Source organism: Rhodoferax sp. GW821-FHT07F03 (assembly GCF_059418745.1).
Genome location: NZ_JBWKQM010000003.1, coordinates 169,791 through 195,692 on the forward strand (window position 1 = coordinate 169,791; position 25,902 = coordinate 195,692).

General features: G+C 58.0%; 23 protein-coding genes. 9 read left to right on the plus strand and 14 right to left on the minus strand.

Annotated features, from left to right (window positions below):
* From AC07R0_RS05380 to AC07R0_RS05400, 5 genes are all read left to right on the plus strand, one after another.
* A partial coding sequence (locus AC07R0_RS05380; protein ID WP_495104083.1) for an SPM autocatalytic domain-containing protein occupies positions 1–1,549 on the plus strand: 1,549 nt, incomplete at its 5' end.
* Positions 1,550–1,692: 143 nt separating this feature from the next.
* On the plus strand, positions 1,693–3,852 hold the full coding sequence (locus tag AC07R0_RS05385; protein ID WP_495097919.1) for a peptidase domain-containing ABC transporter: 2,160 nt from the start codon (positions 1,693–1,695) through the stop codon (positions 3,850–3,852).
* Entirely contained in the window at positions 3,825–5,207 is a 1,383-nt protein-coding gene (locus AC07R0_RS05390) for an HlyD family type I secretion periplasmic adaptor subunit (RefSeq protein WP_495075955.1), read from the plus strand. Before AC07R0_RS05385 ends, AC07R0_RS05390 begins: the two co-directional genes overlap by 28 nt.
* A gap of 133 nt (positions 5,208–5,340) precedes the next feature.
* Complete coding sequence (locus AC07R0_RS05395) at positions 5,341–6,000, plus strand: hypothetical protein (RefSeq protein WP_495104084.1); 660 nt, start codon at positions 5,341–5,343, stop codon at positions 5,998–6,000.
* Between the two features lie 30 nt (positions 6,001–6,030).
* The gene (locus AC07R0_RS05400; RefSeq protein ID WP_495104085.1) at positions 6,031–7,833 is read left to right on the plus strand and encodes a glycosyltransferase family 4 protein; all 1,803 of its coding nucleotides are present in this window, start codon (positions 6,031–6,033) and stop codon (positions 7,831–7,833) included.
* A 14-nt stretch (positions 7,834–7,847) separates the two neighbouring features.
* Here the strand turns inward: AC07R0_RS05400 and AC07R0_RS05405 are convergent, their stop codons facing one another.
* Genes AC07R0_RS05405 through AC07R0_RS05415 form a run of 3 tightly spaced genes read right to left on the minus strand, consistent with a single transcriptional unit; the run spans position 7,848 to position 11,603 of the window.
* Complete coding sequence (locus tag AC07R0_RS05405; RefSeq protein WP_495104086.1) at positions 7,848–9,701, minus strand: glycosyltransferase; 1,854 nt, start codon at positions 9,699–9,701, stop codon at positions 7,848–7,850.
* Complete coding sequence (locus tag AC07R0_RS05410; protein ID WP_495104087.1) at positions 9,701–10,642, minus strand: hypothetical protein; 942 nt, start codon at positions 10,640–10,642, stop codon at positions 9,701–9,703. The genes AC07R0_RS05405 and AC07R0_RS05410 overlap by 1 nt, the downstream gene beginning before the upstream one ends.
* Before the next feature lie 13 nt (positions 10,643–10,655).
* The gene (locus AC07R0_RS05415) at positions 10,656–11,603 is read right to left on the minus strand and encodes a UDP-glucuronic acid decarboxylase family protein (protein WP_495076088.1); all 948 of its coding nucleotides are present in this window, start codon (positions 11,601–11,603) and stop codon (positions 10,656–10,658) included.
* Between the two features lie 327 nt (positions 11,604–11,930).
* Here AC07R0_RS05415 and AC07R0_RS05420 point away from each other — a divergent pair, with 327 nt between their 5' ends.
* Positions 11,931–12,581: an outer membrane beta-barrel protein gene (locus AC07R0_RS05420; protein WP_495104088.1), complete on the plus strand. Its 651-nt coding sequence runs from the start codon at positions 11,931–11,933 to the stop codon at positions 12,579–12,581.
* Here the strand turns inward: AC07R0_RS05420 and AC07R0_RS05425 are convergent.
* Entirely contained in the window at positions 12,574–13,497 is a 924-nt protein-coding gene (locus AC07R0_RS05425) for a LysR family transcriptional regulator (protein ID WP_495104089.1), read from the minus strand. The two genes, AC07R0_RS05420 and AC07R0_RS05425, sit on opposite strands and share 8 nt — an antisense overlap.
* A 103-nt stretch (positions 13,498–13,600) precedes the next feature.
* On the opposite strand from AC07R0_RS05425, the gene AC07R0_RS05430 reads away from it, so the two are divergent.
* A complete protein-coding gene (locus tag AC07R0_RS05430; protein WP_495104090.1) occupies positions 13,601–14,371 on the plus strand; it encodes an SDR family NAD(P)-dependent oxidoreductase in 771 nt (256 codons plus the stop codon).
* Between the two features lie 7 nt (positions 14,372–14,378).
* On the opposite strand, the gene AC07R0_RS05435 is transcribed toward AC07R0_RS05430, so the two are convergent.
* The 3 genes from AC07R0_RS05435 to AC07R0_RS05445 are packed head-to-tail and all read right to left on the minus strand — an operon-like array spanning position 14,379 to position 16,506.
* Positions 14,379–15,323 carry a GlxA family transcriptional regulator gene (locus tag AC07R0_RS05435; RefSeq protein ID WP_495104250.1) on the minus strand — a complete coding sequence of 315 codons (945 nt, stop codon included), beginning with the start codon at positions 15,321–15,323 and terminating at the stop codon, positions 14,379–14,381.
* A gap of 20 nt (positions 15,324–15,343) precedes the next feature.
* Positions 15,344–15,949: a DJ-1/PfpI family protein gene (locus AC07R0_RS05440; RefSeq protein WP_495104091.1), complete on the minus strand. Its 606-nt coding sequence runs from the start codon at positions 15,947–15,949 to the stop codon at positions 15,344–15,346.
* Complete coding sequence (locus AC07R0_RS05445; protein ID WP_495104092.1) at positions 15,946–16,506, minus strand: isochorismatase family protein; 561 nt, start codon at positions 16,504–16,506, stop codon at positions 15,946–15,948. Before AC07R0_RS05445 ends, AC07R0_RS05440 begins: the two co-directional genes overlap by 4 nt.
* 152 nt (positions 16,507–16,658) lie before the next feature.
* On the opposite strand from AC07R0_RS05445, the gene AC07R0_RS05450 reads away from it, so the two are divergent.
* Positions 16,659–17,288, plus strand: coding sequence for a DNA-3-methyladenine glycosylase I (locus AC07R0_RS05450; RefSeq protein ID WP_495075945.1), 630 nt, complete (start codon positions 16,659–16,661; stop codon positions 17,286–17,288).
* A gap of 193 nt (positions 17,289–17,481) precedes the next feature.
* On the opposite strand, the gene groL is transcribed toward AC07R0_RS05450, so the two are convergent.
* The 6 genes from groL to AC07R0_RS05480 all read right to left on the minus strand — a co-directional run bounded on the left by groL (position 17,482) and on the right by AC07R0_RS05480 (position 23,256).
* Positions 17,482–19,134, minus strand: a complete 1,653-nt coding sequence (gene groL / locus AC07R0_RS05455; protein WP_495075944.1) for a chaperonin GroEL — start codon at positions 19,132–19,134, stop codon at positions 17,482–17,484.
* Between the two features lie 50 nt (positions 19,135–19,184).
* Entirely contained in the window at positions 19,185–19,475 is a 291-nt protein-coding gene (locus AC07R0_RS05460) for a co-chaperone GroES (protein WP_495104093.1), read from the minus strand.
* Positions 19,476–19,779: 304 nt separating this feature from the next.
* The gene (locus AC07R0_RS05465) at positions 19,780–20,178 is read right to left on the minus strand and encodes a hypothetical protein (protein ID WP_495104094.1); all 399 of its coding nucleotides are present in this window, start codon (positions 20,176–20,178) and stop codon (positions 19,780–19,782) included.
* On the minus strand, positions 20,163–21,059 hold the full coding sequence (locus AC07R0_RS05470; RefSeq protein ID WP_495104095.1) for an EAL domain-containing protein: 897 nt from the start codon (positions 21,057–21,059) through the stop codon (positions 20,163–20,165). The genes AC07R0_RS05465 and AC07R0_RS05470 overlap by 16 nt, the downstream gene beginning before the upstream one ends.
* A 29-nt stretch (positions 21,060–21,088) precedes the next feature.
* A complete protein-coding gene (locus AC07R0_RS05475) occupies positions 21,089–21,727 on the minus strand; it encodes a response regulator (protein WP_495097933.1) in 639 nt (212 codons plus the stop codon).
* On the minus strand, positions 21,724–23,256 hold the full coding sequence (locus tag AC07R0_RS05480) for a PAS domain-containing sensor histidine kinase (RefSeq protein WP_495104096.1): 1,533 nt from the start codon (positions 23,254–23,256) through the stop codon (positions 21,724–21,726). The genes AC07R0_RS05475 and AC07R0_RS05480 overlap by 4 nt, the downstream gene beginning before the upstream one ends.
* 183 nt (positions 23,257–23,439) lie before the next feature.
* On the opposite strand from AC07R0_RS05480, the gene AC07R0_RS05485 reads away from it, so the two are divergent.
* A complete protein-coding gene (locus tag AC07R0_RS05485) occupies positions 23,440–24,159 on the plus strand; it encodes a helix-turn-helix domain-containing protein (protein ID WP_495075938.1) in 720 nt (239 codons plus the stop codon).
* 24 nt (positions 24,160–24,183) lie between these two features.
* On the opposite strand, the gene AC07R0_RS05490 is transcribed toward AC07R0_RS05485, so the two are convergent.
* Positions 24,184–25,848 carry a putative bifunctional diguanylate cyclase/phosphodiesterase gene (locus AC07R0_RS05490; protein WP_495104097.1) on the minus strand — a complete coding sequence of 555 codons (1,665 nt, stop codon included), beginning with the start codon at positions 25,846–25,848 and terminating at the stop codon, positions 24,184–24,186.
* Between the last annotated feature and the right edge of the window lie 54 nt (positions 25,849–25,902).

A 25,902-nucleotide genomic window follows, 5' to 3' on the forward strand; every position in this document is an offset into this window, starting at 1 on the left:
GGACGTGGCTGCGCTGAAGACCAGCCAGATTGCGGCGCTGAGCACCAACAGCGTGGCTGCCCTGACCACCAACCAGATCGTGTCTTTGACGACGTCACAGATTGCTGCTTTGACGACGGCCGGAGTGGCTGCGTTGAGTACCAGCCAAATTGCTGCGATCGAAACGGTGGATATTGCGGCGCTCAAAACGGCTCAAATAGCAGCTTTGACAACGACAGGGGTCGCTGCGCTGGCAACCAACCAAGTTCAGGCGCTCACCACAGCGGATATTGCCTCACTTACCACGTCGCAAGTGTCTGCTTTGACGACAAATCAGGTAGTGGCATTGACGACAGGTCAAGTGGCTTCGTTGACAACGGCTAGCGTTGCTGCCTTGACGACGAACCAGATTGCTGCCATCGAGACTATTGACATAGTTGCTCTGAAGACGAGTCAGATCATTGCGCTCACCACAAACGAGATCGTAGCGCTGACAACCAACCAGGTTCAGGCGTTTACGACAACGCAGGCGGAGAGCTTTACGTCTACGCAGATATCGGCCTTCACTACCGCGCAGATATCCCATCTGACCTTGAGCACGCCAATTATTCTGGATCTGAACGGAGATGGCGTTAAAACATTGAACATCTCATCGGGTGTGACTTTCGATCTGTTCGCTGATGGTTCCAAGGTCAACACGGGTTGGGTCAGCAGTGGAGATGGCTTGCTGGTCATGGATAGAAACCATGATGGACTGATCAACGATGGCTCCGAGTTGTTTGGCTCGTCCACGAAGCTTGCAAACGGATCCAAAGCCAGTGATGGATACGCGGCGCTCGGTGAGTTGGACGCCAACCATGATGGCGTTGTCAATAGTGAAGATGCCGGTTTTGCTGACTTGCGGGTGTGGATTGACAGCAATTCTGATGGCGTCAGCGAATCAGGTGAGGTCAAAACGCTGTCGTCATTGGGTATTACCAGCATCAGTGCCAAGGCAACGGTTCAGATTAGTCAAGACAACGGCAACTTGGTGGGATTGACTTCCAGCTATGAAACATCTGACGGTGCAACCCACGCAGCAGCTGATGTGTGGTTTGTTGCCGACCAGAAGGATGCCAGCACCCCAGCTGTGACGGTGGACCAAGTGATAGCGTCACTGAATCCGACGGCAACGCTTGCGGTGGCTGCTACTGAGGTGGTTTCGTCTAAGTTGCAAGAAGTTGTTCAGCCTGTGCTGGACTCTGCGAAGACCAGTGCTTCGACGCAAAGTGTCGATTTGCGCTCCAAGGTCAGCAGTCTGGCCCAGGTGATGGGGGCATTTGATGGGACTGGGGTAGGAGGTGATGCGTCGATGCCACATATTGACTTGGCTTCTGCCGCGCTCACCAAACCCGCTGCCGCCACTTTGGCTGTGGGCAGTATGGTGGATGTCATGAAACAGTTTGACGCAAACGGCAATTTGATTGCAGGCCAGGGCAGTACGATGGCTGCAACTGTGAAGCCTTTGAATGTCTCCGGCATCCAGGATTCCGCGCAGAAGGGGTTCTTGGCGGGCACTGGCGGTAAGTAGTCCTGCTGCTTCTATCTGAGGACAAGGTGGAGGGTGAAAACCCTCCACCTTTTTTTATGCATCAGGTGGCAGAACTGGCGCTGCAAAAGGCGTCATATCAAGCCATTGAATTCACTGTTGCATGTTGAAATGTAAAGACATGTATGCGTGATTCAACCATGTCAGAACGATTTCCTCACTCAACCGTACAGTGCATTGCTGCACTTGCCCAGCATCACCGGTTGCCGGTGAATCCTGAGCGTTTGATTGAGGACTATGCGCTGGTTTCAGAGGAACCCGGTCCTGCTACCGTGCTGCGCATTGCCGCAGACATAGGGTTGAAGGCGAAGTTTGACCATTTTTCGTGGGAGAGTCTGCAGGAGCAGGCGGGGGTATTCCCCTTGATTGCCCGCATGACCGATGGCAATTGCATGATTGTCATGTGCGCGAATGTGAACGGTGATGGGTTGGTGGCAGTGCTGAACCCTCTAGCAGACAATCCCACTGAAATCTTGCGCCTGGATCGCGCTAAGTTTTGCGCACTTTGGCAAGGTGACGTGTTTTTGATGAAGCGCATTTACGCGCTGCCGGAACAAAATCAGCCGTTCGGCTTTCGTTGGTTCATTCCCGAAATTCTCAAACAAAAAGCAGCGCTGAGAGATATCGCGGTTGCGGCGATTGCCATGCATGTTCTGGCGCTGGCGTCTCCCATGTTCTTTCAATTGGTGATTGACAAAGTGCTGGTGCACCAAAGCCTGGCAACCTTGTGGGTGCTTGCGATAGGCATAGTGATTGCCTTGGTATTTGATTCGCTATTTGGTTTTCTACGTCAAATACTGACTCTTTCCGCCACGAACAAGATTGATATGCGGTTGACGCGCCGTACCTTTGCGCATCTCTTGTCGCTGCCTATCGATTACTTTGAGACAACCACTGCCGGTGTAATTACGCGCCACATGCAACAAGTGGAGAAGATTCGAAGCTTCTTGACCGGGCGGATGTTCTTTACCGTGCTGGACGCACTGTCTTTGTTCATTTTTCTGCCCATACTTTTTACCTATTCGGTCAAGCTTGCCCTGGTCACTTTGGTTTTCACCTTTTTGATTGCCGGGGTGGTTGCTGCCATGGTGCCGGTATTTCAAAAGCGCTTGAACGATCTGTATAGCGCCGAAGGCGAGAGGCAATCCATGATGGTCGAGACCATCCATGGAATGCGGACGGTAAAGGCCTTGGCTATTGAGCCAGCGCAGCGGCGTCTGTGGGACCAGCGCTCTGCCCAATCCATCAATATGCATTTTCGGGTAGGGAAAATTTCAATTACTGGTAACGCTGTCACTGATTTTTTGGGCAAGCTGTTACCTGTAGTAATTATTGTGTTGGGTGCACAGGAAGTGTTTGACCAAACCTTGTCTGTTGGCGCATTGATTGGCTTTCAAATGATCTCGGGCCGGGTTGTCGCGCCCTTGATTGCAATTGTCAGTTTGGTGAATGAGTATCAAGAGACCGCTTTGTCTGTGCGCATGCTGGGGGAGGTGATGAACCGTCCTTCGGAGGGGCGGGCCAGTGCTGGTGGCTTGCGTCCGGAATTGGCTGGAGAAATTTCGTTTAACGAAGTCACCTTCCGTTACCCGGGGTCCAGCCATGCTGCATTGGACCGCGCGAGCTTCACTATTGCGGCAGGCTCTGTTGTGGGAATTGTGGGGCGGAGCGGATCCGGCAAGACCACTTTGACCAAGCTGATCCAGGGCTTGTACGGCGTCCAGGAAGGGATTGTGCGCTTCGATCGCACAGATGCGCGCGAGATCGAACTGGCCCATTTACGCCGCCAGATCGGAGTGGTGTTGCAAGAGAATTTCTTGTTCCGCGGTTCGGTTCGGGACAATATTGCAGTTGCTAAACCTGAGTCCACGTTCGAGCAGATTGTTGCCGCAGCTGAAGCTGCAGGAGCTGCAGAGTTTATTGAACGGCTTCCCCAGGGATACAACACGCTGCTGGAGGAAAACGCGTCCAATTTGTCCGGTGGGCAGAAGCAGCGCCTATCGATTGCCCGCGCGCTGTTGTCCAAGCCGCGGATTCTGGTTCTGGATGAAGCGGCCAGCGCCTTGGATCCTGAAAGCGAAGCCATTTTTATCAGCAATCTTTCGCGTATTGCTGTTGGGCGGACTGTGATCATGATTTCCCACCGCCTATCCACGCTGGTCAACGCCAGCGCCATTCTGGTTATGCAGCATGGGCGTCTGGTTGATAGCGGTCGGCACGATGAGTTGCTGACCCGATGTGAGACTTACCAACATCTATGGAATCAACAAACAAGCCATTTGTGAAGCGATGGCTTTCTTTCAAATGGGGCAAAGGCTCCAAGAAAAAGACTGTCGTTGAATATCTGCCAGACGCGGACGAAATTGAGCGCACGCCGGTACCCAAGTTCGCGCAAATAACCTTGCGCGTACTGTTTGCCGCCCTGGTCATCTTTGCCATATGGGCCAGCTTGTCTCAATTGGACGAAGTGATTGTGGCTCAAGGCCGCCTGGTCAATCCTTTGCCGAATGTGGTTGTGCAGCCGCTGGAAACTTCCATCGTGCAAAGCGTCGATGTGCGCGTGGGGCAGGTGGTCAAGAAGGGTGAAAAGCTGGCCTCATTGGATGCTACGTTTGCCCAGGCTGATGAAACCCAGTTGCAAGCGCAATTGAATAGTCTGGAAACCCAGGTTCAAAGCCTGGGGCGCGAACTGGAGGGCGGTGGCGTCACCGGCAGTACCGGGACACAGACGGCCGATGGCCAACTGCAGGCCAATTTGTCGTTTGAGCGACGGGCTAATTACAAAGCCCAGCAGATGAAGATGACGGAAACTGCCGCCAAGCTACGCGCTGCATTGGCGACGAACCGGCAGGATCAGCAGTTTGTGGCTTCGCGTCTGAAATCTTTGAAAGAAATAGAAGCGATGCAGGAGAAGATGGTGGCCCAAAAGATTGGTGCACCCTTGCAATTGCTTGAGGCACAACAGAGAAGTAAAGAAGTTGAGCGTGATCTGGAGTTGTCCCGTAGCCGCGAGCAGGAAATACGACGCGAACTAGGTGCTTTTGAGGCGGAAAAGTTGGCCTTTGAGAAAAGTTGGCGGCAAAAAGCAATGGAGGACATGTTGGTTCTCTCGCGCGAGCGCGACTCGGTCAAAGAGCAATTGCAGAAGGCCGACAAGCGCCGCAGGTTGGTGACTTTGGTGTCTCCCGTGGATGCAGTTGTGCTGGAGATTGCCAAGCTGTCTCCCGGCTCCATTGTCAAAGAGGCGGAAACATTTTTTACCCTGGTGCCCATGAACGTGGTGTTGGAAGCTGAAGTGCATATCGACTCAGTCGATGTTGGTTATATCAAGCTCGGCGACCCGGTCCATATCAAGCTGGATGCATTCCCCTTTCAACGCCATGGAACACTGGATGGCCGGGTTCGAACATTGAGCGAAGACGCATTTCGTAAAGATACACAGGTCAAAACCGGTGGAGATGCTTACTACATGAGCCGTGTCAGCATCGACAAAGTAAATCTGAAAAATATGCTGGAGAATTCCAGAATTCTGCCGGGCATGACTTTGAATGCAGAAATTGTGGTGGGTAAACGCACTGTCATGTCTTATTTGGTGTGGCCGCTGACCAAGGGTCTTGGTGAAGCGGTGCGAGAGCCGTAGGGCTTAATTTATTCAAAACCACATGTCGAAAATAATGAAGGCTTATTGCATTGGCCATACCATGCCATTGTTCAGGCCGCCTGTTTTTTTTGAAATGTTATGCCCCGCTTCTCTGGGTATACAGAATGAGCTGGTGATTGACGACAACCGATTTGGCACAGCGATCGATGGTGGCGGCTTGGCCGAGTACTCTCAGCTCTTTGGCTTGCACGATTTGCTGCTGTCGGGTGACGTGGTTGCAGAGCATTTATTTTTGTTTCAATACCGCAAGTTTGTATCTACCCTGATGGGTGGAGTAGAGTCAGTTTCTCCCTGGATACGGGTGCTTACGCCAGATTTGGCTCCGGCTATTTTCCCCACTCAGGAGCAATTGGATGCTTTTTCCGGGCGTTTGGCCGTAGGTTCCATTTTTGACTTTGGGGAGAGTATTTCTAGCAATTACGCGCGGGTGCACGTGATTGATGATTTGGTCATGTTTGCTGCCGCCTGTGCAGACAGCGGTGTTTTGGACAAGGCGGACATCAAAGCATTCGCTACTTTGCGTGGAATCATTCCGTCTCCCGCCGTGTGCTGCATACATGTGGATGTATTCATGAGAATCATCAGCATATTGAAAGCTGTGTGGAATGCTTACTCGTCCGATTACCAGGTTGCGCGTACGGGATACCAGCGGCGGGTTGCCGGTTATCTGCTGGAGCGACTGCATAGTTTTTTATTGTGCAAGTGGCTTATGGACAATAGTGAGCCCCATATACAAATTTGGCAGCGCTATGTAGTAACTGAAGTGAAATAATTTAAAGCGGCAACAGACATGTCTTCTTCAGTGCGAAAAATTTTAATTGATGCGGTATTTTTCCAATACAACCGCTCCGGCATTGCCCGTGTCTGGCACTCCTTGCTGTTGGAGTGGCTACAAGATGGATTCGCCGCACAGTTATTGGTGTTGGACCGCCAAAATACAGCGCCGCGCATTCCCGGCATTGCTTACCGCAACATTCCCTCCCACAACTACGCCGCACCAGATGCTGATCGGGCACTGCTGCAACAAGTGTGCGACGAAGAGGGCGCCAGCTTGTTTGTGTCCAGCTACTACACGATACCGATTTCGACGCCGTCGGTATTCATGGCCTACGACATGATTCCTGAGGTCCTGAACTGGGACACGGCGACCAAAGCCATTTGGGTGGAAAAGCATGCTGGCATTCGCCATGCCAGTGCCTATATAGCCATATCGCAAAACACGGCGAATGATCTGTGCCGTTTTTTCCCAGCCATCCGTCCAGAGCAGGTGACGGTGGCCCATTGCGGAGTGGACTTCAAGGCCCCGGAGCCTGAGCAGCTTGCGTTATTCAAGGCACAGCACGCCATCGCGAAACCCTATTTCTTGCTAGTGGGTAGCCGTGGTGCCTACAAGAATGCCCATTTGTTCTTCCAGGCGTTTGCCACTCTGGGTGAACTACGGGGCCAATATGCGATTGTCTGCACCGGTCCCTGGTCGGCGCTGGAGCCCGAGTTCAGCATCCATGTGGGCGACGCCAGTGTGCACATGATTGAGGTGGACGATGCAAGCTTGCAATGCGCCTACAGCGGAGCCATTGCCTTGGTCTACCCCTCACTGTACGAAGGCTTTGGTATGCCGATTACCGAGGCCATGGCTTGTGCCTGCCCGGTCATCACTTGTCCTACGGGCTCTATACCGGAGGTCGCTGCCGACGGCGTGCTGTATGTGGATCCCACGGACGTGGCGGCCATGGCGAATGCTTTGTACCAGGTGCAGGGGCCAGTCATGCGTGCTGTGCTGATAGCCAAAGGTTTGCAGCGCGCTGCGCAGTTCTCCTGGGGGAAAATGGCCTTAGAGGTCAAAACTGCCTTGTTGCAGGTGGATCTGTCCGCGCAAGCACCGCGTCCAAGTACTGTGGTGCAACACGCAACGTATAAGAAACCGGGGGCCAATATGCTGTCTGAAATCATTCCAGCCGAGATCATTAACGACGATTTTTACAAGGTGCTGAATGCACTGGCCAGTCGCGACGATTTGAAGAGTTTTCTGGAGATCGGATCTTCCAGTGGTGCGGGTAGCACCCATGCATTTGTCTCTGCTCTGCGTAATCGCGTTGATGCGCAGAGCACGCGGCTGTACTGTATGGAGCTGAGTACCGAGCGCTTTACCGCTTTGCGCAATGCCTATGCGGACTGTGACTTCGTCAAGGTCTATAACCAGTCTTCCGCTGCATTGGATGAGTTTCCATCAGAGCAGGAAGTGGCGTTTTTCTACGCCAGCACGCGGACGACCTTGAACGCCTACCCCCTTGAGCAGGTGTTATCTTGGTTGCGGCAGGACATTGCGTATATGCGCGCTGCGGGTCTGACACACAACGGTATAGAACTGATCAAAAAAGAAAACCAGATTGTTGACTTTGATATGGTGTTGATCGACGGCTCAGAATTCACCGGTGAGGCCGAGCTGTACCACTGCATGGGTGCGCGCGTCATTGCATTGGATGACGTGAACTCACACAAATGCTTCAACGCCTACCGCATATTGACCAACCATGTCGCCTATGCGCTGACCCACCAGAATATGGAGTTGCGAAACGGCTTCGCGGTATTTGAGCGCAGGTTCTGAGGTCTGCGCACGCACTACCGTTTCACAAATACGGCGAAGCCATTCGAAATTTCGGCGTCTGCAAATATGAGTTGGTAACTGGGGTCTTGCACCAGCTGTTGCAGGCTGTGGTGGTTTTTAAAGGTTTGTGTGCAGGCCAGAAGGATGATCTTGCATCCATATAGCTGCTGCAGTTCTGCAAAGCCGGTGAATTCACGGCCATCAATCAGTACCATGTCGAACTGCTCTAAGCCCAGTTTCCCCAGCAGTGTCTGTATGCCATTGGGCTCCAAGGACGTGGCTTCCATCTCGGCCCTGTCCTGCCGCAGCCAGTCCAGCACGTTGGCTAGCGGGTAGTCCCTCAACTTTCCGCTTGTTGTTGCGTAAAACTGGCTTACATCCGCAGCCGAGGGGAAGACTTCCAGCGGTACCGTGCTGGCGTGGTGGCAATGGACAAAATTCTTCTGTCCGTGGCGTTGCTGCATGGCTGTGCAGGGCGAGAGGGCACTCTCCATGCAGTGTAGCTGCGGATGGACGGGGTTGTTTCCCAACTGCTCTACCAGTACCTCCAGTTGCGGACTGTTGGTGGCGCCCACCGCCAGCACATGCCGTATGTCGGTACGCGCTGCGAGTAACGCGATGAGTGCAGGTAGAGCTTTGCTCTGGGGCGGGGTAGTCAGGCCGCCTTGTATATATTGCATTTCTGCACGCAGGCTGGCGGCGTGGGGTGTAGCTCCAATGGTCTCGGCAATCTGTATCTGGAATGCCGCACACTGCAGGGCTTCCGTAGGGTTGGGGTAGATGTGCTGATGACCCCGGTAGCTTTCTTCCGCTGTTGCGTGCGCCAGGTCGAGCTTGGATTGCACGCCCCCCAGCAGTCCCAGGCAATGGCCTTTCCAGGGCAGGCCATTGCGTGCGAACCATGCTTGGGTGCCGCGCACCATCTGGCGGTTGATTTCGAAGGGGTTGATAACGTGCCGAAAGCTTTCGCGGATGCTTCCGTGTGCCTTTGGGGCTGCCAGCAAGCGTTGGATATGTGCCACTAGTGCATGGGCTTCGGGTTCTGACCGGGAGATGCACCCTGGCAGCTGTAGCGAGAGGTCCTGCAGCGGCCCGCGTATGTCCTCGCACACCAGCACCGGTACATCGTTCAATAGTGCTTCCATGACCGAGTTGGATATGCCCTCGGTAGTGGATGTATGTACCAAAAGGCGCGCGCGGGCCAGGTAGGCAGAGACTACGCTGTTATTCGCCCCAATAGGGCGGCCATCGATGACGATGCGCCCATCGATACGCATCAGCGCATAGGGGTCGAACGGGTAGTGAAAGTATTCAATCGACTTGCCCGCCTTGCGCACTACCTCGAAAAATGACTCCAGCAGCTGTGGGTTGGAACCTAGCGACTGGGCGAACAGGTAAGCCGTGACGTTTGCCGCCAGCAGGGACTCGATCAGCAACTGCCCGCGCTTGAGCGCCACAGGCGAGAAGACGGACACCACATCTACGGTCTTTAGTGCGGCAGGTACGGTACCCGTGAATGGCAGACCTGCGTTATGCAAGCCGTAAGGCAATTCCTGCGTCAGGGTGCGCAGGAATCGGGCGCCCACGCCCTCGAAGCGCTCAATCACCTTGTCCGGATACTGCTGTCGAGCCTGGGCCACGGTGGCTGGGTGCGCGAACATGGCACCGATGCAGCGCGGCTGGGGCAGCCAGTCCACAATGTCCTGGTAGCCATTGGCGGCAGTCAGCACATAGTAGTTTTGCTCCTCAAACAGGCGCACACGTTCTGCGGTGGGTCTCCAGTCGCCCTGGCACAGCACCAGGATGCCGGGGCTGTCCTCGCAGCGCTCTTTAAATATCTGGGCGTCTTGCAGGGTGGCGTTGGCCATCAACCGGTCTTTCGTGTGAGCAGTTTGCGAAAGTCTGCGTAGCCCATGGGGTCCAGCAGCCGGGAGGTGCGGCCCTCTAGCTTCTGAGTCCAGTAGTGGCGAAACAGAGGTGAGAAATCGAATTTGCGTTCTGCCAGTGTTTGGAAGTAACGCATCAGCGTGTCACGTTGGACTTCTTGCCAGTCCTCTACCACCAGCACTGGCAGTTCCGTAAACAGGTTGGACATGGCATTTCTTTTGACGATGGGAATGCAACCCAGCAGAATCGCCTCCCAGGTACGGTGGCAGTCCATGCCCGCGCCTTCGGGGCTGACGACGAACATGCATTCCGCTTGCCGGAGCCAGGTGCTGTTGCGTGGCACGGCATTGGCCTCGAAGAAGCACACCGACTTGTCCACCTTGTCAAAGCACTCCTGCCTGTCTCCACGTCCCATCGCGAAATGCCAGTTGCAATAAGCCGTCAGGTAGCGCAGATGGAAGTCAGGCGACGCGGCCAGCGTGTTGAGCAATGCGTTTTCCTGCGCCATCGGCGAGATGGCCGTAATGCCCCACATGCCGGGGCGCTCCCACATGGTGTGGTAGTCCATGCCAATGGGAAGCAGGGACAGCTTCGGGTGCTGGCTCACCAGGTTCTGCGCATGCCAGGCCAGCAAGTAGTCGCTGGCCAGCAATGTAGCTATGGCCGGGTGGGCCAGCAGGGCATCGTTGATGGGCACATCGCTGTCACCACTGACCAGTACGAACGGGCTGCTAATCTGCGGTAACAGTTGCACGGCAAAGTTCAGCAGGGCGTCCGTACAGACATAGATGGAGCCACCCGGCCGGTGGTTCTGCAGCAGTTCGGGCTCCAGGCCGGGGTGGCTGGAGACCGGCTTGGCGTGGTGGCTGCCGCAAGACTTCAGCATGCCCCGGCTAGACACAAAAGTCGCGAGCTGTTCCATGCGTGTCCGGTCTTTAGGCTAGCTGTGCGAAATAGGCGATGGTCTTTTGCAGTCCTTCGTTCAGCGGAATGGTGGGCGACCAGTCCAGCATCTGGCGGGCCAGCGTGAGGTCGGGTTTGCGCTGGCGCGGGTCGTCTGCGGGCATGGGGAGGTGGACGATCTTGGATGTGGTGCCTGTCAGGGCGATGACTTGCTCGGCCAGTTCGCGCATGCTGAACTCTCCGGGGTTGCCAATGTTTACCGGGCCGGTGAATTCGTCCGGGCTGTCCATCATGCGGATCATTGCTTCCAGCAAGTCGTCTACATAGCAGAAGCTGCGCGTCTGGCCACCATCGCCATACAGCGTGATGTCCTTGCCCTGCAGGGCTTGCATGATGAAGTTGCTGACCACGCGGCCATCGTCCGGGTGCATGCGGGGGCCGTAGGTATTGAAGATGCGCACCACCTTGATACGCAGTTGGTGCTGGCGGTGGTAGTCGAAGAACAGGGTTTCCGCACAGCGTTTGCCTTCGTCGTAGCAACTGCGGATGCCGATCGGGTTCACCCGGCCCCAGTACGACTCCTGCTGCGGATGCACTTCGGGGTCGCCATACACCTCGGAGGTGGAGGCCTGCAGAATCTTGGCCTTGCAGCGCTTGGCCAGGCCCAGCATATTGATGGCGCCGTGCACACTGGTCTTGGTGGTCTGCACCGGGTCGTGCTGGTAATGCACCGGGCTGGCGGGGCAGGCCAGGTTGTAAATTTCGTCAACTTCAACGTATAGCGGAAACGTCACATCGTGGCGCATCAGTTCGAAATTGCTCTTGTTCAGCAAGTGGGCCACATTGCTCTTGCTGCCGGTGTAGAAGTTGTCCACACACAGCACATCGTCGCCGCGCGCCACCAGGCGATCACACAGATGGCTGCCCAGGAAGCCTGCGCCACCGGTGACCAAAATTCTCTTTTTCGACTTCTCACGCATGGCGTCTCCTTGATTCATGTCGGTATTGCAGGCGAAATATGCTGCATCTATAACGATCATAAGGCTGCGTGTAGGTGTCAAACGGCGCAAAAGCACGTGTCAACGCCCTCGTCAGTGCGTTACCCGCGCTGATTTTTATTACATCGGCTTTACCGAGCCTGCACCGGGCAGACAGTTTGGGACGCTTCAATGGCGTTGTGCAGGTGCTACCGGTCTTTGTGTCCGGTACGCAATCCGTTTTTCAGCATCTCCCGCTGCCTGTGCGAGCGGGCATGCGGAGTCCGCTGGGCGCAGTGCGCGCGGCGGCTCCATCACCAAGGAATAGGTATGAAATTGAATACTGTTTTTGCCACCCTGGCGCCGCTGGGCCTGGTTCTGGCCATGCCTCTGGCCCATGCGGCTGACCCTACGGGCGACGTGTACGTGGGCGGTGGCTTGTCCATGAGTCGCGCATCGGGTCTAGGCGGAAAGATCGATTCGGCGCTGGCCAACCAAGGTGTGGTCAGTAGCAGCTCTGCCGATAGCAGCAGTACCAACCCGAATTTCCGCCTGGGCTACCGCGTCAGTCCGAACGTGGCCGTGGAAGCCAGCTACGACCGGGTGGGCAAGATGGACGTGCAGTCCGCCATATCGTCGCCCTCGGCAGACAGCGCGGCGGGCTCCTGGAAAGCCCATGGCCTGGGCCTGCACGTGCTGGGCATTGCGCCGATAGACAACAAGTGGTCGCTCTATGGCCGCCTCGGGGTTGAGCGCTGGAAGACCAACTTGGACCTTTCCTCCACCAGCGGTTCCACCAACTATTCAGGCAGTAGCACGCACACCTCGCTGGCCCTGGGCGCAGGCGCGGCCTATGCCATCACGCCGAATGTGGATGCCACGGCCGAGCTGGTGCATTACACCCATGTGGGGGACGACACCAACACCGGCCGTACAGGCCTGAACCAGTTCAACCTGGGCCTGCGCTACCACTTTATGTGATGTCTGCCCGTGGTGGCTGAATGTGTGGTGTGATCACCTGCGCCAGCCAGTCCATCACGGTGCGTACGCGCTTGGACAGGTTGCGCCTATGGGCGTAAAGCAGCGTCAGCGGCATCGGGCGCGGCACGAAGTCGGGTAACACTTCCACCAGCAAGCCCCGGCTCAGCAGTGTCTTGAGCCCCGTGTCTGGCACCTGTATCAGCCCTAGGCCGGCCAGGCAGGCGGCGGTATAGGCCTCGGCATTGTTGACGGTCACGGCGCCGGCCATCGGCAGGTAGTGGTCCTGCGCACCGATGGCGTATTCAAAACCCAGGGGCTTGGTGCCCAGTGTGCTGGCGTAATGCACTAATTGGTGCCCGGCCAGGTCTTCCAGTGATTGCGGATGGCCATAGCGCTGCAGATAAGCCGGGCTGGCGCAGTTGCGCATGCGCATGGCGCCCAGCGGCCGGGCTACCAGGCTGGGGTCCAGCACCGGGCCGCCCCGCAGCACGCAGTCAAAGCCTTCGCGCACCAGATCCACCCGGCGCTCAGTACTGCTCAGCTCCACCTCCAACAGAGGGTGGGCTTGTAGCAGCTCGGGCAGGCGGGGGATGACAATGTCGCGCGCCATGCCGGTAGCCATGTCCACCCGTACCCGCCCGCGCAGGGCCTGCACGCCAGGTTGCTGGAACATGGTCTGCAGGTCCTCCATGTCGGCCAGCAGGTCTTTGCTGCGCTCGTAGAAGGTTTGGCCGTCTTGCGTCAGCTGCACCCGGCGCGTGGTGCGGTGCAGCAGGCGTGTGCCCAACTGGTTCTCCAGCTGCTGCACCGCCGTGGAAACGCTGGCTTTGGGCAGGCCCAGGGCGTCTGCCGCCTGGGTAAAGCTGGCTAGTTCCGCCACCCGGGTGAAGATGTGCATGCGGTCTACAGGGTTCATTGTTCAATTATCGCGAACAAACAAATCATATTTTTGATATTTATCTGGGTTGAGGCGATCAATAGACTTGCACCCATCCTTAACCACTCTGAACGGACGCAGCATGCCATCCTCTACCAATACCCCTATCGCCATCGTTACCGGCGGCAGCCGTGGCCTGGGTAAAAACGCCGCACTGCACATCGCCCAAACGGGCAGCGATGTCATCCTGACCTACCGCAGCCAGGCTGCCGAAGCCGCTGCCGTAGTAACTGAAATCCAGGCCCTGGGCCGGCGCGCTGTCGCCCTGCAACTGGACGTGGGCGATAGCAGCAGTTTTGCCGCTTTTGCGGTGTCGGTGAAGCAGGTGCTGGGCGAGCAGTGGCAGCGCGAAAACTTCAACTTCCTGGTCAACAACGCCGGTGTGGGCATCCACGCCAGCCTGATGGAGACCACCGAGGCCCAGTTCGACACGCTGGTCAATATCCATCTCAAAGGTGTTTTCTTCCTGACGCAAAAGCTGCTGCCGCTGATGGCCGACGGTGGCCGCATCGTGAACATCTCGTCTGGTCTGGCCCGGTTCGCACTGCCCGGCTATGCCGCGTATGGCGCGATGAAGGGCGGCATTGAGGTGCTGACCCGCTACATGGCCAAGGAGCTGGGCCCGCGCGGCATCGCGGTGAATGTGGTGGCGCCGGGCGCTATCGAGACCGATTTCGGTGGCGGTGCGGTGCGTGACAACGCGCAACTGAATGCTTTTGTGGCGTCGCAAACCGCGCTGGGCCGCGTGGGCGTGCCCGATGATATCGGCGGTGTTATCGCCTCTTTGCTGACGCCGGCCAACCGCTGGGTCAACGCGCAGCGTATCGAGGCCTCTGGCGGCATGTTCCTGTAAAGCGGCTTCAGGCCGGCCGCGCCTGCGAGGGGGCGCCGCTCAGCCCCAGCTGGTGCCAAGCCCGGCGCAGCTGCGTGTCAGAACTGAAACCCGCCAGCTCTGCTGCCTGGTTCACGCTGTGGCCGGACTGCAGCGCTGTTTGGGCCACCGCCAGACGGATGCGGCGCAGGTACTGCAGCGGCGCGATCTGCGTGTATTCCACGAACAGGCGCGTCAGATGCCGGGGCGAGGTATGGGCGATCTCGGCCATGCGCGGCACCGTCCAGCCGTGGCGCGGGTCCAGGCTCACAGCGTCTTGCACCCGGTGCAGGGCAGGGTGCATATGGTTGCGGTAGCTCAAGAAGGGCGATAGCTCGGGGTCGTGCGGCCCGCGCCGCAGCGCCACCACCATGGTCTGTGCCACCTGGGCGGCGATCGGCTCGCCGCAGGTATCGGCTATGCGCTGCAACACCAGATCGATGCCGGTGGTCACGCCTGCGCTGCTGTACACCGGCGCATCTTCCACAAACACCCGGTTGGCCACCACCTCGCAGTACGGCTCCACGCCGCGCAACTCGTCCAGATGCTGGTGGTGCGTGGTCACGCGTCTACCGGCTAGCAGTCCCGCATGGGCGGCCAGCAGGGTGCCGGCGCACACGGTGACCAGTTCCAGCTGCTGCCGCTGCGGGCGCAGGCCGCGCAACCAGTGCAGCACAGTGCGGGCCGGTGCGTTGTCTACGTCGATGGTGCTGCCAGGCAGACCGACCAGCACTACCCAGCTGGGTGCGGCCAGTACGGCCGGCAGCGGCCGCAGACCGGTCAGCAGGGCGCCTACGGAAGACACGTTGTCCGCCTCCGGTCCGACGAACTGCAAGGCAAAGCGCTCGGGCTGGCCCTGGGCCCGCAGGCACTGGTTGGCAATGCGCAGCGCCTCGGCCGGGCCGGCCCAGTCGAGTAGCAGGCTGTTCGGCATCAGCACGAACAGCACCTGGATTACGGCTGGGGCTGCCACGCGTAGTCCATTTGGCGGGCGGTGCGCACTGCCAGGTCATGGCTGGCCAGCTTGCCCACCAGGTGCAGGCACATGTCGATGCCAGCGCTGATGCCGGCCGATGTAATGGTGCGTCCGCAATCCACCCAACGCGGGCCGGTTTGCACGTCCAGTGCCGGGAACAGCCGCTGCAGATCGGCCACGTCTTCCCAATGCGTGGTGACTGGGCCGCTTTGGATCACGCCGCTCTGCGCCAGCAGAAAGGCGCCGGTACAGACCGAGGCCACCGTGCTGGCTGTACCCGCGGTGGCGGCGATCCAGTCAATCGTCGGCTTGCAGGCCATGGCCGTATCGACCACCCCGCCGGGGATGACTAGCAGGTCGGTTGCGGTACAGCTGGCGAAGGTGGCGTCGGGAATTATGCGTAATCCGGCTCTGGCGAAGACTGTATCTGCGCTGCGTGCTACGCATTGTGTAGCAAACAGCGGTGCGTCGTGGGGATGGCTGCGGGCGTGGACCCGGCTGGCGGTGGTGAACACCTCGTAGGGGCCGGCGAAGTCCAGTGCTTCCACATTGTCGAACACCAGAATGGCGACGTGGATGCTCATGCTGCGGCTCCGGCCAGGGCTTGGTCTACCGTGCAGATGCGGGCGAAACGCTCCGTCAGCACGGCCGCGGTGCGGGCCTTGATGTCGGCGGCGGCCAGCACCGAGCCGTCCAGGTGCTGCATGTCCCAGGTCAGCGTGGCGTCCAGGCAGTAGTCCACCGACCAGCCCAGGTCGGATGCATGGCGAGTGGTGGTTTCGCAGCATTGCTCGGTGCGGATGCCGCTGATGATCAGCTTGCCGGTGCCGTTCTGTGTCAGCCAGACCTGCAGCCCGGTGTCGACCAGCGCGCTATGGCGGCTTTTGGTGAAAGTGGCGGCGGCTTCAAACGGCGCCAGGCCTTGAATCGGCTGGATGTGGCCAGATTCGACGGCGAAAGCGTTGTCGGCGGTCTTGGGGCCGTCCACATGGAAGATCCGCACGATGGGAATGGCACGGGCCACACAGCCTTCGATCAGGGCGTTCTGCTCTGCCAGGTAGCCGGGCAGGGTGGCTGGCGTAAAGTATGGGCGGTGCCGGAAGGATTCCTGGGCGTCGATCAGAATAAGACAGGTTTTCATGGTGTGCTTCTTTCAAATGGGTTGTTGTATGTGTACTATTTTTGTGCGGCAGCGCATGGAAATCCATTTGAAGTGCGACCAGTATCGATCATTTTGAGACATTACGCCTGTGTGTCGTGCCTGGCTGCAGGACGGATGGTTCAAAATGCCGCATGGACTCTTTACCCACCTCTACCGACAGCCCGCAGCCCCAGCGCTGCTTCTGGTGCGACAGCTCCGAGATCTATCGCAACTACCATGACCGCGAATGGGGCTTCCCCGTGGGCAACGACACCCGGTTGTTTGAAAAGATCTGCCTGGAAGGCTTCCAGTCGGGCCTGAGCTGGCTCACCATCCTGCGCAAGCGCGAGAGCTTCCGCGCTGGCTTTGCCGGGTTTGACATCGCCACGGTGGCGCGTTTCGGTCCGAAAGATGTAGAGCGCCTGCTGGGCGACGCTGGCATCGTGCGCCACCGCGGCAAGATCGAGGCTGCCATCAACAACGCCCAGTGCGCCGAGAAGTTGCTGGAGAAAGAAGCCTCGCTGGCCAGCTACTTCTGGCGTTTCGAGCCCAGCGCTGCGTCACGCCCCAGCCGCCTGACAGTAGAGGCACTGCGTGCCATGGGTCAGTCACCCGAGTCGGTGGCGCTGTCCAAGGAGCTCAAGCGCCAGGGCTGGAAGTTCGTCGGCCCCACCACCGTCTACGCCTTCATGCAGGCCATGGGCCTGGTCAACGACCACCAGGAAGGCTGCCACGTGCGCCAGGCCGCACTGGATGCGCGCAAGGCTTTCAAGCTCGCCTAAGCTTTCCTGTTGACCATAAAAAAACCCCGCAGAGTTCGCACTCTGCGGGGTTTTTTTATGGTCTTTTTCGACGTGTGTCGAATGGGACGGATTTCGTTGCGCAACGGGTCGTCCGCTAGGCGCCAAGTCGCAGACAGTGGCATCGCCACGGCAAGACTTGGTAACGACGCGGGCGGCCCGTTTCGCGGCGAAATTACATGCCCATGTCGCCCATGCCGCCCATTCCGCCCATACCACCAGGCATGCCGCCGCCAGCACCAGCTTCGTCTTTTGGAGACTCAGCGATCATGGCTTCGGTCGTCAGCATCAAGGATGCGACGGAGGCTGCGTTTTGCAGAGCGGTACGGGTCACCTTCGTTGGGTCCAGGATACCCATTTCGATCATGTCGCCGTATTCGCCGTTAGCAGCGTTGTAGCCGAAGTTGCCCTTGCCGGCCAACACAGCTGCGACGACCACGGAGGCTTCTTCGCCAGCGTTGAACACGATTTCGCGCAGAGGTGCTTCGATGGCTTTCAACACCAGCTTGATGCCGGCGTCTTGGTCGGCGTTAGCGCCTTCGATCTTGCCAGCAGCTTGCTTGGCGCGCAGCAGAGCCACACCACCACCAGCCACAATGCCTTCTTCCACAGCAGCGCGGGTAGCGTGCAGGGCGTCTTCAACGCGGGCCTTCTTTTCCTTCATTTCGATTTCGGTGGTCGCGCCAACCTTGATCACGGCAACACCGCCAGCCAGCTTGGCCACGCGTTCTTGCAGTTTTTCACGGTCGTAGTCGCTGGTCGCTTCTTCGATTTGAACGCGCACTTGCTTGACGCGGGCTTCGATGTCGGCAGCTGCACCGGCGCCATCAATGATGGTGGTGTTTTCTTTGCCCACTTCGATGCGCTTGGCTTGGCCGAGGTCAGCCAGGGTGACCTTTTCCAGGGTCAGGCCGACTTCTTCAGCGATAACCTTGCCGCCGGTCAGGATGGCGATGTCTTCCAGCATGGCCTTGCGGCGGTCGCCGAAGCCAGGAGCCTTCACAGCCACAACCTTCAGGATGCCACGGATGGTGTTGACCACCAGGGTCGCCAGTGCTTCGCCATCGACTTCTTCAGCGATGATCAGCAGAGGACGGCCAGACTTGGCAACTTGTTCCAGGGTAGGCAGCAGGTCACGGATGTTGCTGATCTTCTTGTCGAACAACAGAACAAACGGGTTGTCCAGCAAAGCGGCTTGCTTTTCTGGGTTGTTGATGAAGTAGGGCGACAGGTAGCCGCGGTCGAATTGCATGCCTTCAACCACGTCCAGCTCGTTGGCCAGCGACTTGCCGTCTTCCACGGTGATCACGCCTTCCTTGCCGACCTTGTCCATGGCGCTGGCGATGATGTCACCAATGCTGGAGTCAGAGTTGGCGGAAATGGAGCCGACTTGGGCGATTTCCTTGGAGGTGGTGGTGGGCTTGGAAGCCTTCTTCAGCTCTTCCACCAGGGCTGCCACAGCCTTGTCGATACCGCGCTTCAGGTCCATCGGGTTCATGCCGGCGGCCACGTACTTCATGCCTTCGCGGATGATGGCTTGTGCCAGCACGGTTGCGGTGGTGGTGCCGTCACCAGCCAGGTCGGAGGTCTTGGAAGCAACTTCCTTGACCATCTGCGCACCCATGTTTTGCAGCTTGTCTTTGAGTTCGATTTCCTTGGCCACGGACACACCGTCCTTGGTCACGGTAGGGGCACCGAACGAGCGCTCCAGAACCACGTTACGGCCTTTAGGGCCCAGGGTCACCTTGACTGCGTTAGCCAGGATGTTCACGCCTTCAACCATGCGTGCGCGGGCTTCGCCGCCGAAAACTACGTCTTTTGCTGCCATGAGAATTTCTCCGGATTCAATTAATTAAGGGGACGGTGAAAGGCGAGAAATTACTTCTCGACGACTGCGAACAGGTCGTCTTCCTTCATCACCAGCAGTTCGTCGCCAGAAACCTTGACGGTTTGGCCGCTGTACTTGCCGAACAGAACGCGGTCGCCGACCTTGACGGACAGGGCGGAAATTTCACCCTTGTCGTTCTTTTTGCCTGGGCCTACAGCCAGCACTTCGCCTTGATCTGGCTTTTCAGCAGCAGAGTCAGGAATCACGATGCCGGAAGCGGTCTTGGTTTCGCTGTCAATACGCTTAACGATCACGCGATCGCCGAGGGGACGTAGGTTCATGGAATCTCCTAAAGATGAAATGTTGCAAAAAGGGGATGAAGCAAAAGTGTTAGCACTCATTGCCTTCGAGTGCTAATGATAAGGGCTTCTTGTGTCAATTCAAGGTCAGAGGCTGCAAATTTGGAAAATTGGTTGCGGATGGGCGGGGCGCAGCCTGTGGAATGCGTATCGGGGCGGGTGTCGGTTTCCGCCGCCCCCCTTGTTTCAGATTGAAAAACGTGCAATGAAATCACTCACGGTTACGACGCGACATCGTGCGTCCTTTGCCACGTGGCTTACACCGCCCAGTCTGACTCCGGCAGTTTCATGCCGCAGTCAGCAACTGCTCCACCATTGGTTGAAGTTCAGACCACGGCAAAGTCTCGCCGGGTGAGGACCCCGAAGAACTTGCCTGCATGGCCGCGGAACTGCTAAATACGGCCAGCCTGGCATACGGAGAAGATCGACGTGCATGGTGCTTGAGTGCACCCAACATGTCTACGGCCAGCATGGCATCAATGAGCACTATGTCCACCTGCTCGGTCAGCAGTGTGAATACCGCGTCGGTTGCACTCGACACGTCGAGGACGCGACTTGCGGGTACCAGCGCGGTGCACCATTGACGAACCTGGTCCCGGTACAGCCCCGATTCGAATACGGTCAGGATGCATAGTGGATGCAGGTTCGGTGCATCACCGCGTGGCCTGTTCAGCCGGTTGTACACAACGCTCTTCCTTCCATTGAATCGCCTGATACCACTAGTTCGCCCCATGAACCGGCAAGATGTTCTTGGGCGGAGTTTCGGTGATGCGCCGGCCACCGGGTTTGATTTGGGTCAATACTTTTGTCAGCGTCTGACATCCTGTCTGACATCCTGTTAGTAAGCCCAATCCAGGATAGGCATCCGGCCAGTTGGCTGAACGTAATCTGAACTTCCATCGGGGGGATCAATAAAATGCCCTGGAGCTCGTTGCCTTCAAGAGCGAGTACTAAGCACTGCTGCTCTTCGGCTTCGATGTCTTCGGCAATGCAGCACAGATCCAGCCGGTGCGCCACCTCCCCGATCAGCCGCGCGATCTTGCAGGTGCTTGGGTTCACGGCGATGCCGGAGACGAATCGGCGAGCAATCTTGAGGGACGGGATCGAAAAGCACCGCAGGCAGACCAGTGAAGAATAGCCAGTGCTCAAAGGTAGGCTGGATTTGCGAAACGCCCGCCGCAACGGTATGGCCATGCGGTCGATCAGCGGTGTCTCCATCAACTTGAATCCGATCAGATCGCATGAAACCTGATGCCGATCCATTGCTATGGCCAAATATCGCGTGCGACGGTCGCGGCGGAGCTTCAGCGATGAAAAATGGAGCGCGAGCACCATCCTTGTTGTCAATGAATCCCGCATCGCCTGTGGTGTGGCGCTGACCCAGCCCCAACTGAATTGCGCAGCTTCGTTGGCACTTGTCGTCTCCTCACATGCGTGCATGATTTTTCCTTGAGTGAGATCCAGTACAACCCCTGTCGCGGCCAGCGGCTCTGGGGTCAGATCGAACTGTAGGAAAAGCGAATGCGAACGTCTGTGGGGAGTTTTTGACCGATAGCGTCCGGTCAAGTGCGACAGTTGCGTGGTCTCAACTGCCGCTAGGTGTCTGCGCCCACCAATTTGTGCCGCATCGCCAGCCGCACCAGGGCGGTGACGTTGGATACGCCAAGCTTGTTCATCAGCCGGCTTCGGTAGGTATCTACCGTCTTGGACGACAGGTGCAGTTCGCGGCCGATGACAGTGCTAGATTGTCCTTGCACCACCATCACCACTATTTGACGCTCGCGCGGTGACAGCGCTACGAACGGATCCTCGTCCTGGTTGCCCGTGAGGGCCTGCGCCACCAGATCGGCTACATCCTGCCCTAGATATCGCTTACCTTGCAGCACAACCTCGATGGCTCGCAGCACTTCGCTTGACGCTGCACCCTTCAGTACATAGCCAACCGCGCCCATGCGCAATGCCTCGGTCACATGCTGGGGCTGGGCCGACATGGTGAGCACCACGGTCTTCACATTGGCATTGCGCCGCTGCAGCTCCACCAGCACTTCGAAGCCCGAACGGCTGCCGAGGCTCAGATCAAGCAACAGCACCTGGGGCATTTGACGGAGGATTTCTGAAATGGCCACCGTGGGGTCGGCGGTTTCGCCGACCACCTCATGGCCGGCCACTTCCAATACGGCGCGCAGGCCCTCGCGCACCATCAAATGGTCGTCTACCAGATATAGCGTGCTCATGACGAAGGCTCCCATTCCAATCGAACGACCGTGCCACTGCCAGGGCCGGCGCCAAAGCCTGAGTTGATGGTGAACCTGGCGCCGATGGCCAGCGCACGTTCACGCATGCCCACCACGCCGAGATGGCCCGGTCGTGCGCCTTGTGCTTCCAGCGGCCAGCCGCGGCCGTCATCGATCACTTCCACGCGCATGTGCCGCTCGGCCCCGGTCAGCACCACCCGCACCAGGCTGGCCTGCGCATGCTGAATGGCGTTGGCCATGGCTTCGCGCACTACCATGAAGGCCGCGTATTCGATGTCGGCGGGCCAGCGCAGCGCGGAGATTTCTGGATCCACTTCCAGCAGCAGGTCCACCCCAACCGCGAGGCGATCGCGCGCCTGCAGCTCGTTGTCCAGCGCCGCGGCCAGGCCATCGTCGTCCAGCAGTGGCGGCCGCAGATCTACCAGCACTTGGCGTACTTCACGAATGGCCTGGTCGATGAGACCGCTGACACGCAGCGCCCCAGGCCCGGCCATGCTTACATCGGCCTGCCTGGCCGCGGCCGCATCGAAGCTCAGCCGGATGGCGGTGAGGGTCTGGCCCAGTTGGTCGTGCAGGGCTTGCGCGAGTCTGCGGGTGGTGACCTTTTCCTGGTTCATGAGTTGCTGCGCCAGGTCTGAGAGCTCGGTCTGGTAGCGCAGCAGCGCGGCCTCGGCCCGGGCGCGCTGGGTCACGTCGCGCAGGATCGCCGTCAGGGTCAGGCGGCCATTGACTGTGGCGCGTGAGATGGAAGCCTCCAACTCCAGTTCCTCACCATCCGCCCGGATGCCCTTGACCCGCCCGGCCCCCATGGCGCGGCGCGTCACCTGGGAGTCGACAAAACCCTGGAAGTCGCCCCCGTGCCTCTCGCGGTAGCGCGCGGGTATCAACGCGTCCAGGGGCGAGCCCAGCATGCTCGCCGCCGTACGGCCGAAAATGCGTTCCGCGGCGGGGTTGAACAGCACGATGCGTCCGTCCTCGTCGCAGCTGACCACAGCGTCGCTTGCGGCGTCGATCACGGCGGCCAGCGTCGCTTGCTGCTCACGCAGGCGCTGCTCGGCCTGCACCCGCTCGGTCACGTCGCGCAAGATGACGGTGAAAAGCTTGTGCCCCCCTACATCGACCTGGGAAATCGAGGCTTCGATGGGGAATTCTTCACCGTCCGTGCGCAGGCCGCTGATGGCGCCGGTGCCGCCCATGCGCCGTGTGGTGACGCCGGTCTCGCCGAACGACTGGACATAGGCGTCGTGGTGGGCGCGATAACGCACGGGAATGAACTTCGTGATGGGCTGCCCCAGGGCGTCTGCCGCTGCGCAGCGGAACAGCCGCTCGGCCGCCTTGTTGAACAGCACGATGCGCTGCGCGTCGTCAATGGTCACGATGCCGTCCATCGCCGACTCGAACAGCGCCGCCAGCCGTGTTTCGCTGTCGGCCAGGCTTTGCACGGCGTCACCGGGCGTCGAGAGTCCTGCTGCCTCCAGGGAGGATTGGGTCGTTTCTATTCTGGACATGGCGACATTCTGGCGCAGGCACCGGCCTGGCGGAAGCCATGGTAGCGGACTACGTGCATCACATTGCAGATGTTTCTGCTCGAAAGCCGCCATACCTCCCGTCAGCCGCCATCAAGAACTCCCTACAGCCAACCAACCCTGGGCTGCCTAAAGTTGCTCATCGCCCGTTTACAAGGAACCGCAATGAACACATCAACTGCCGTAGACTGCTCTAAGTGCAAGCTTCAGTCACTTTGCATGCCTGTCGACCTGGACGCATCCCAGCGCGACCGCATCGGCGATCTGGTGTCCAAGCGCATCCGTATCAAGCGTGGGGAGTCGTTGTACGGCGATGGTGATCCCTTCGTGTCGATCTACACCGTACGAACGGGCTTTTTCAAGACTACTATTTCTAATGAAAATGGCCGCGAACAGGTTACAGGCTTCCAGATGGCGGGCGAGATACTGGGGCTTGACGGCATCGTCACCGAGCGCCACCACGGCGATGCGGTAGCGCTCGAGGATGCGGAAGTCTGTGCCATGCGCTTCGACCAGCTGGAAGCGGTTACCCGCGACATTCCCGCCATGCAGCATCATATGCACAGAATGATGAGTCGGGAGATCGTGCGCGACCACGGCATGATGCTGCTGCTTGGCAGTATGCGTGCCGAGGAGCGTTTATCGGCATTCCTGCTGAGTCTTGCCAAGCGCCTGCATGCGCGCGGTTTCTCCGATTCGGAATTCGTTCTGCGTATGACCCGCGAGGAGATCGGCTCTTATCTCGGGCTCAAGTTGGAAACGGTCAGCCGGGCTTTCTCGAAGCTGGCATCGCAGGGCACCATCGAAGTTCAGCAAAAGTACGTCCGTATCCTCGATATCCGGCAACTCGAATGTTTCGATCAAGAGCAGGCCATTGCCGCATGAAAAACCTCTAACCTCACGGAAATACTATGGTTGTTCCAGCATGGCGTTGATCTTCTCGGCGGAAACTGCTTTGGAAAATAGCCATCCTTGGTAATAGTTGCAGCCATGCGCGCGCAAAAGCTCTAACTGGTCTTGGGTTTCAACACCTTCTGCAACGACCTCAAGGCCCATCATGTGCGCCAACACCAGAATGGCCTTTACCAATGCAGCATCGGTTTTGCGTTGTGTCATCGGCTGGACAAAAGTGCGGTCGATTTTCAATCGGGAAATCGGAAAGTCGCGTATGTAGGCTAGCGATGAATGTCCCGTTCCAAAATCATCCAGAGCGACCGCCACACCCAACCCGGAAAGTTCGGTCAGCAGCAATTTCGTTTGCTGCGGGTCGGTCATCGCTTCCGACTCGGTGATCTCCAGTTCGATTAGATGTGGTGGTAGGCCAGCCTCCCGAATTCGCCGCTGTACATGCTCTGATAAGTCCGGTTGACGGAATTGGCGTGCAGAGATATTGATGGCGACGCGAATTGGAAAGCCCGTTTGGAACCAAATCGCGGCCTGCTGACAGGCTTGGTCCAATACCCAATTGCCTAGTGGAATGATTAAACCGGTTTCTTCCGCGATGGGCAAGAATCGATCGGGCGGCATCTCCCCAAGCTCGTCGTCGGTCCATCGCAGCAGCGCCTCGACCCCGACAATGTCACCGGTCATCACGTGAATCTGCGGCTGATAATGGAGTTGAAGGGTGTTGGTCCTGATCGCAGTTTCGAGCCGATCTTGGATTCGTACCCGTTCCGCCACCCGCGCCGCCATGCTGACCGAATACAAGGCGTACCGTCCACCTCCTTCCGCCTTTGCCCGGTACATGGCCATATTGGCGTAGCGCATCAGTGTTTCCGCGTCTTTGGCATCGTCAGGGTAGATCGCAATGCCGACACTGCCACTTAGGCGAATCTTCTGACCGTCTACGCAGCAAGGCTGCTCCAGCCGATGATTCAACGTGTCGGCGACCGCGACTGCTTCTGTCGGCATGCTGAGTCCGTTCAATAGAACGACAAATTCATCGCCACTTAACCGAGCGACGGTGTCGCATGGGCGCACGCTGTCCGCGATGCGTTGGGATGCCTCAATCAGGACCTTGTCGCCAAGACCATGTCCGTGAAGATCCTTGACCGACTTGAAATCATCTAGGTCAATCATCAACAAAGCAAGTTGCGTCTGATTCTGCTTTGCCTGCAGCAGCGCATGCTCCAAATGTTGACCAAGCATCCAGCGATTTGGCATACCGGTGAGGGCATCTCGTGTCGCCTGGAATTGCATTTGCTTCTGAAGCAGCTTGATGCTTGAGATATCTCGCACAAAAGCGATCATTGCAGTTGCGCCGTGTGCCACACACTGGCTCAACGCAATGTCTACTGCGACAGATGTTCCGTCCTTGTGTTGCAGGCACAGATCCTTGACCATTCCCATCGGGCGACGCACAGGATTGCGGCCGAAGCGACGAGAGCTCTCCTTGTGACGCGTATGCAATTCTGCGGGCAGGAGTACTTCCACCGGGTGGCCTACGAGTTCAGATTCGGTGTACCCGGAAATATTCTCCATGGCTTTGTTCGTGAGCAGAATCGTGCCATCTAAATTCACCAGCAGAATTCCATCAGGGGCCGATGCAATGATTTCGGGTGCCCACGAGTCCATTGGATAACTCGCATCCCCAACCATGCGATCCTTGACAAAGACGTCTATTAGGGG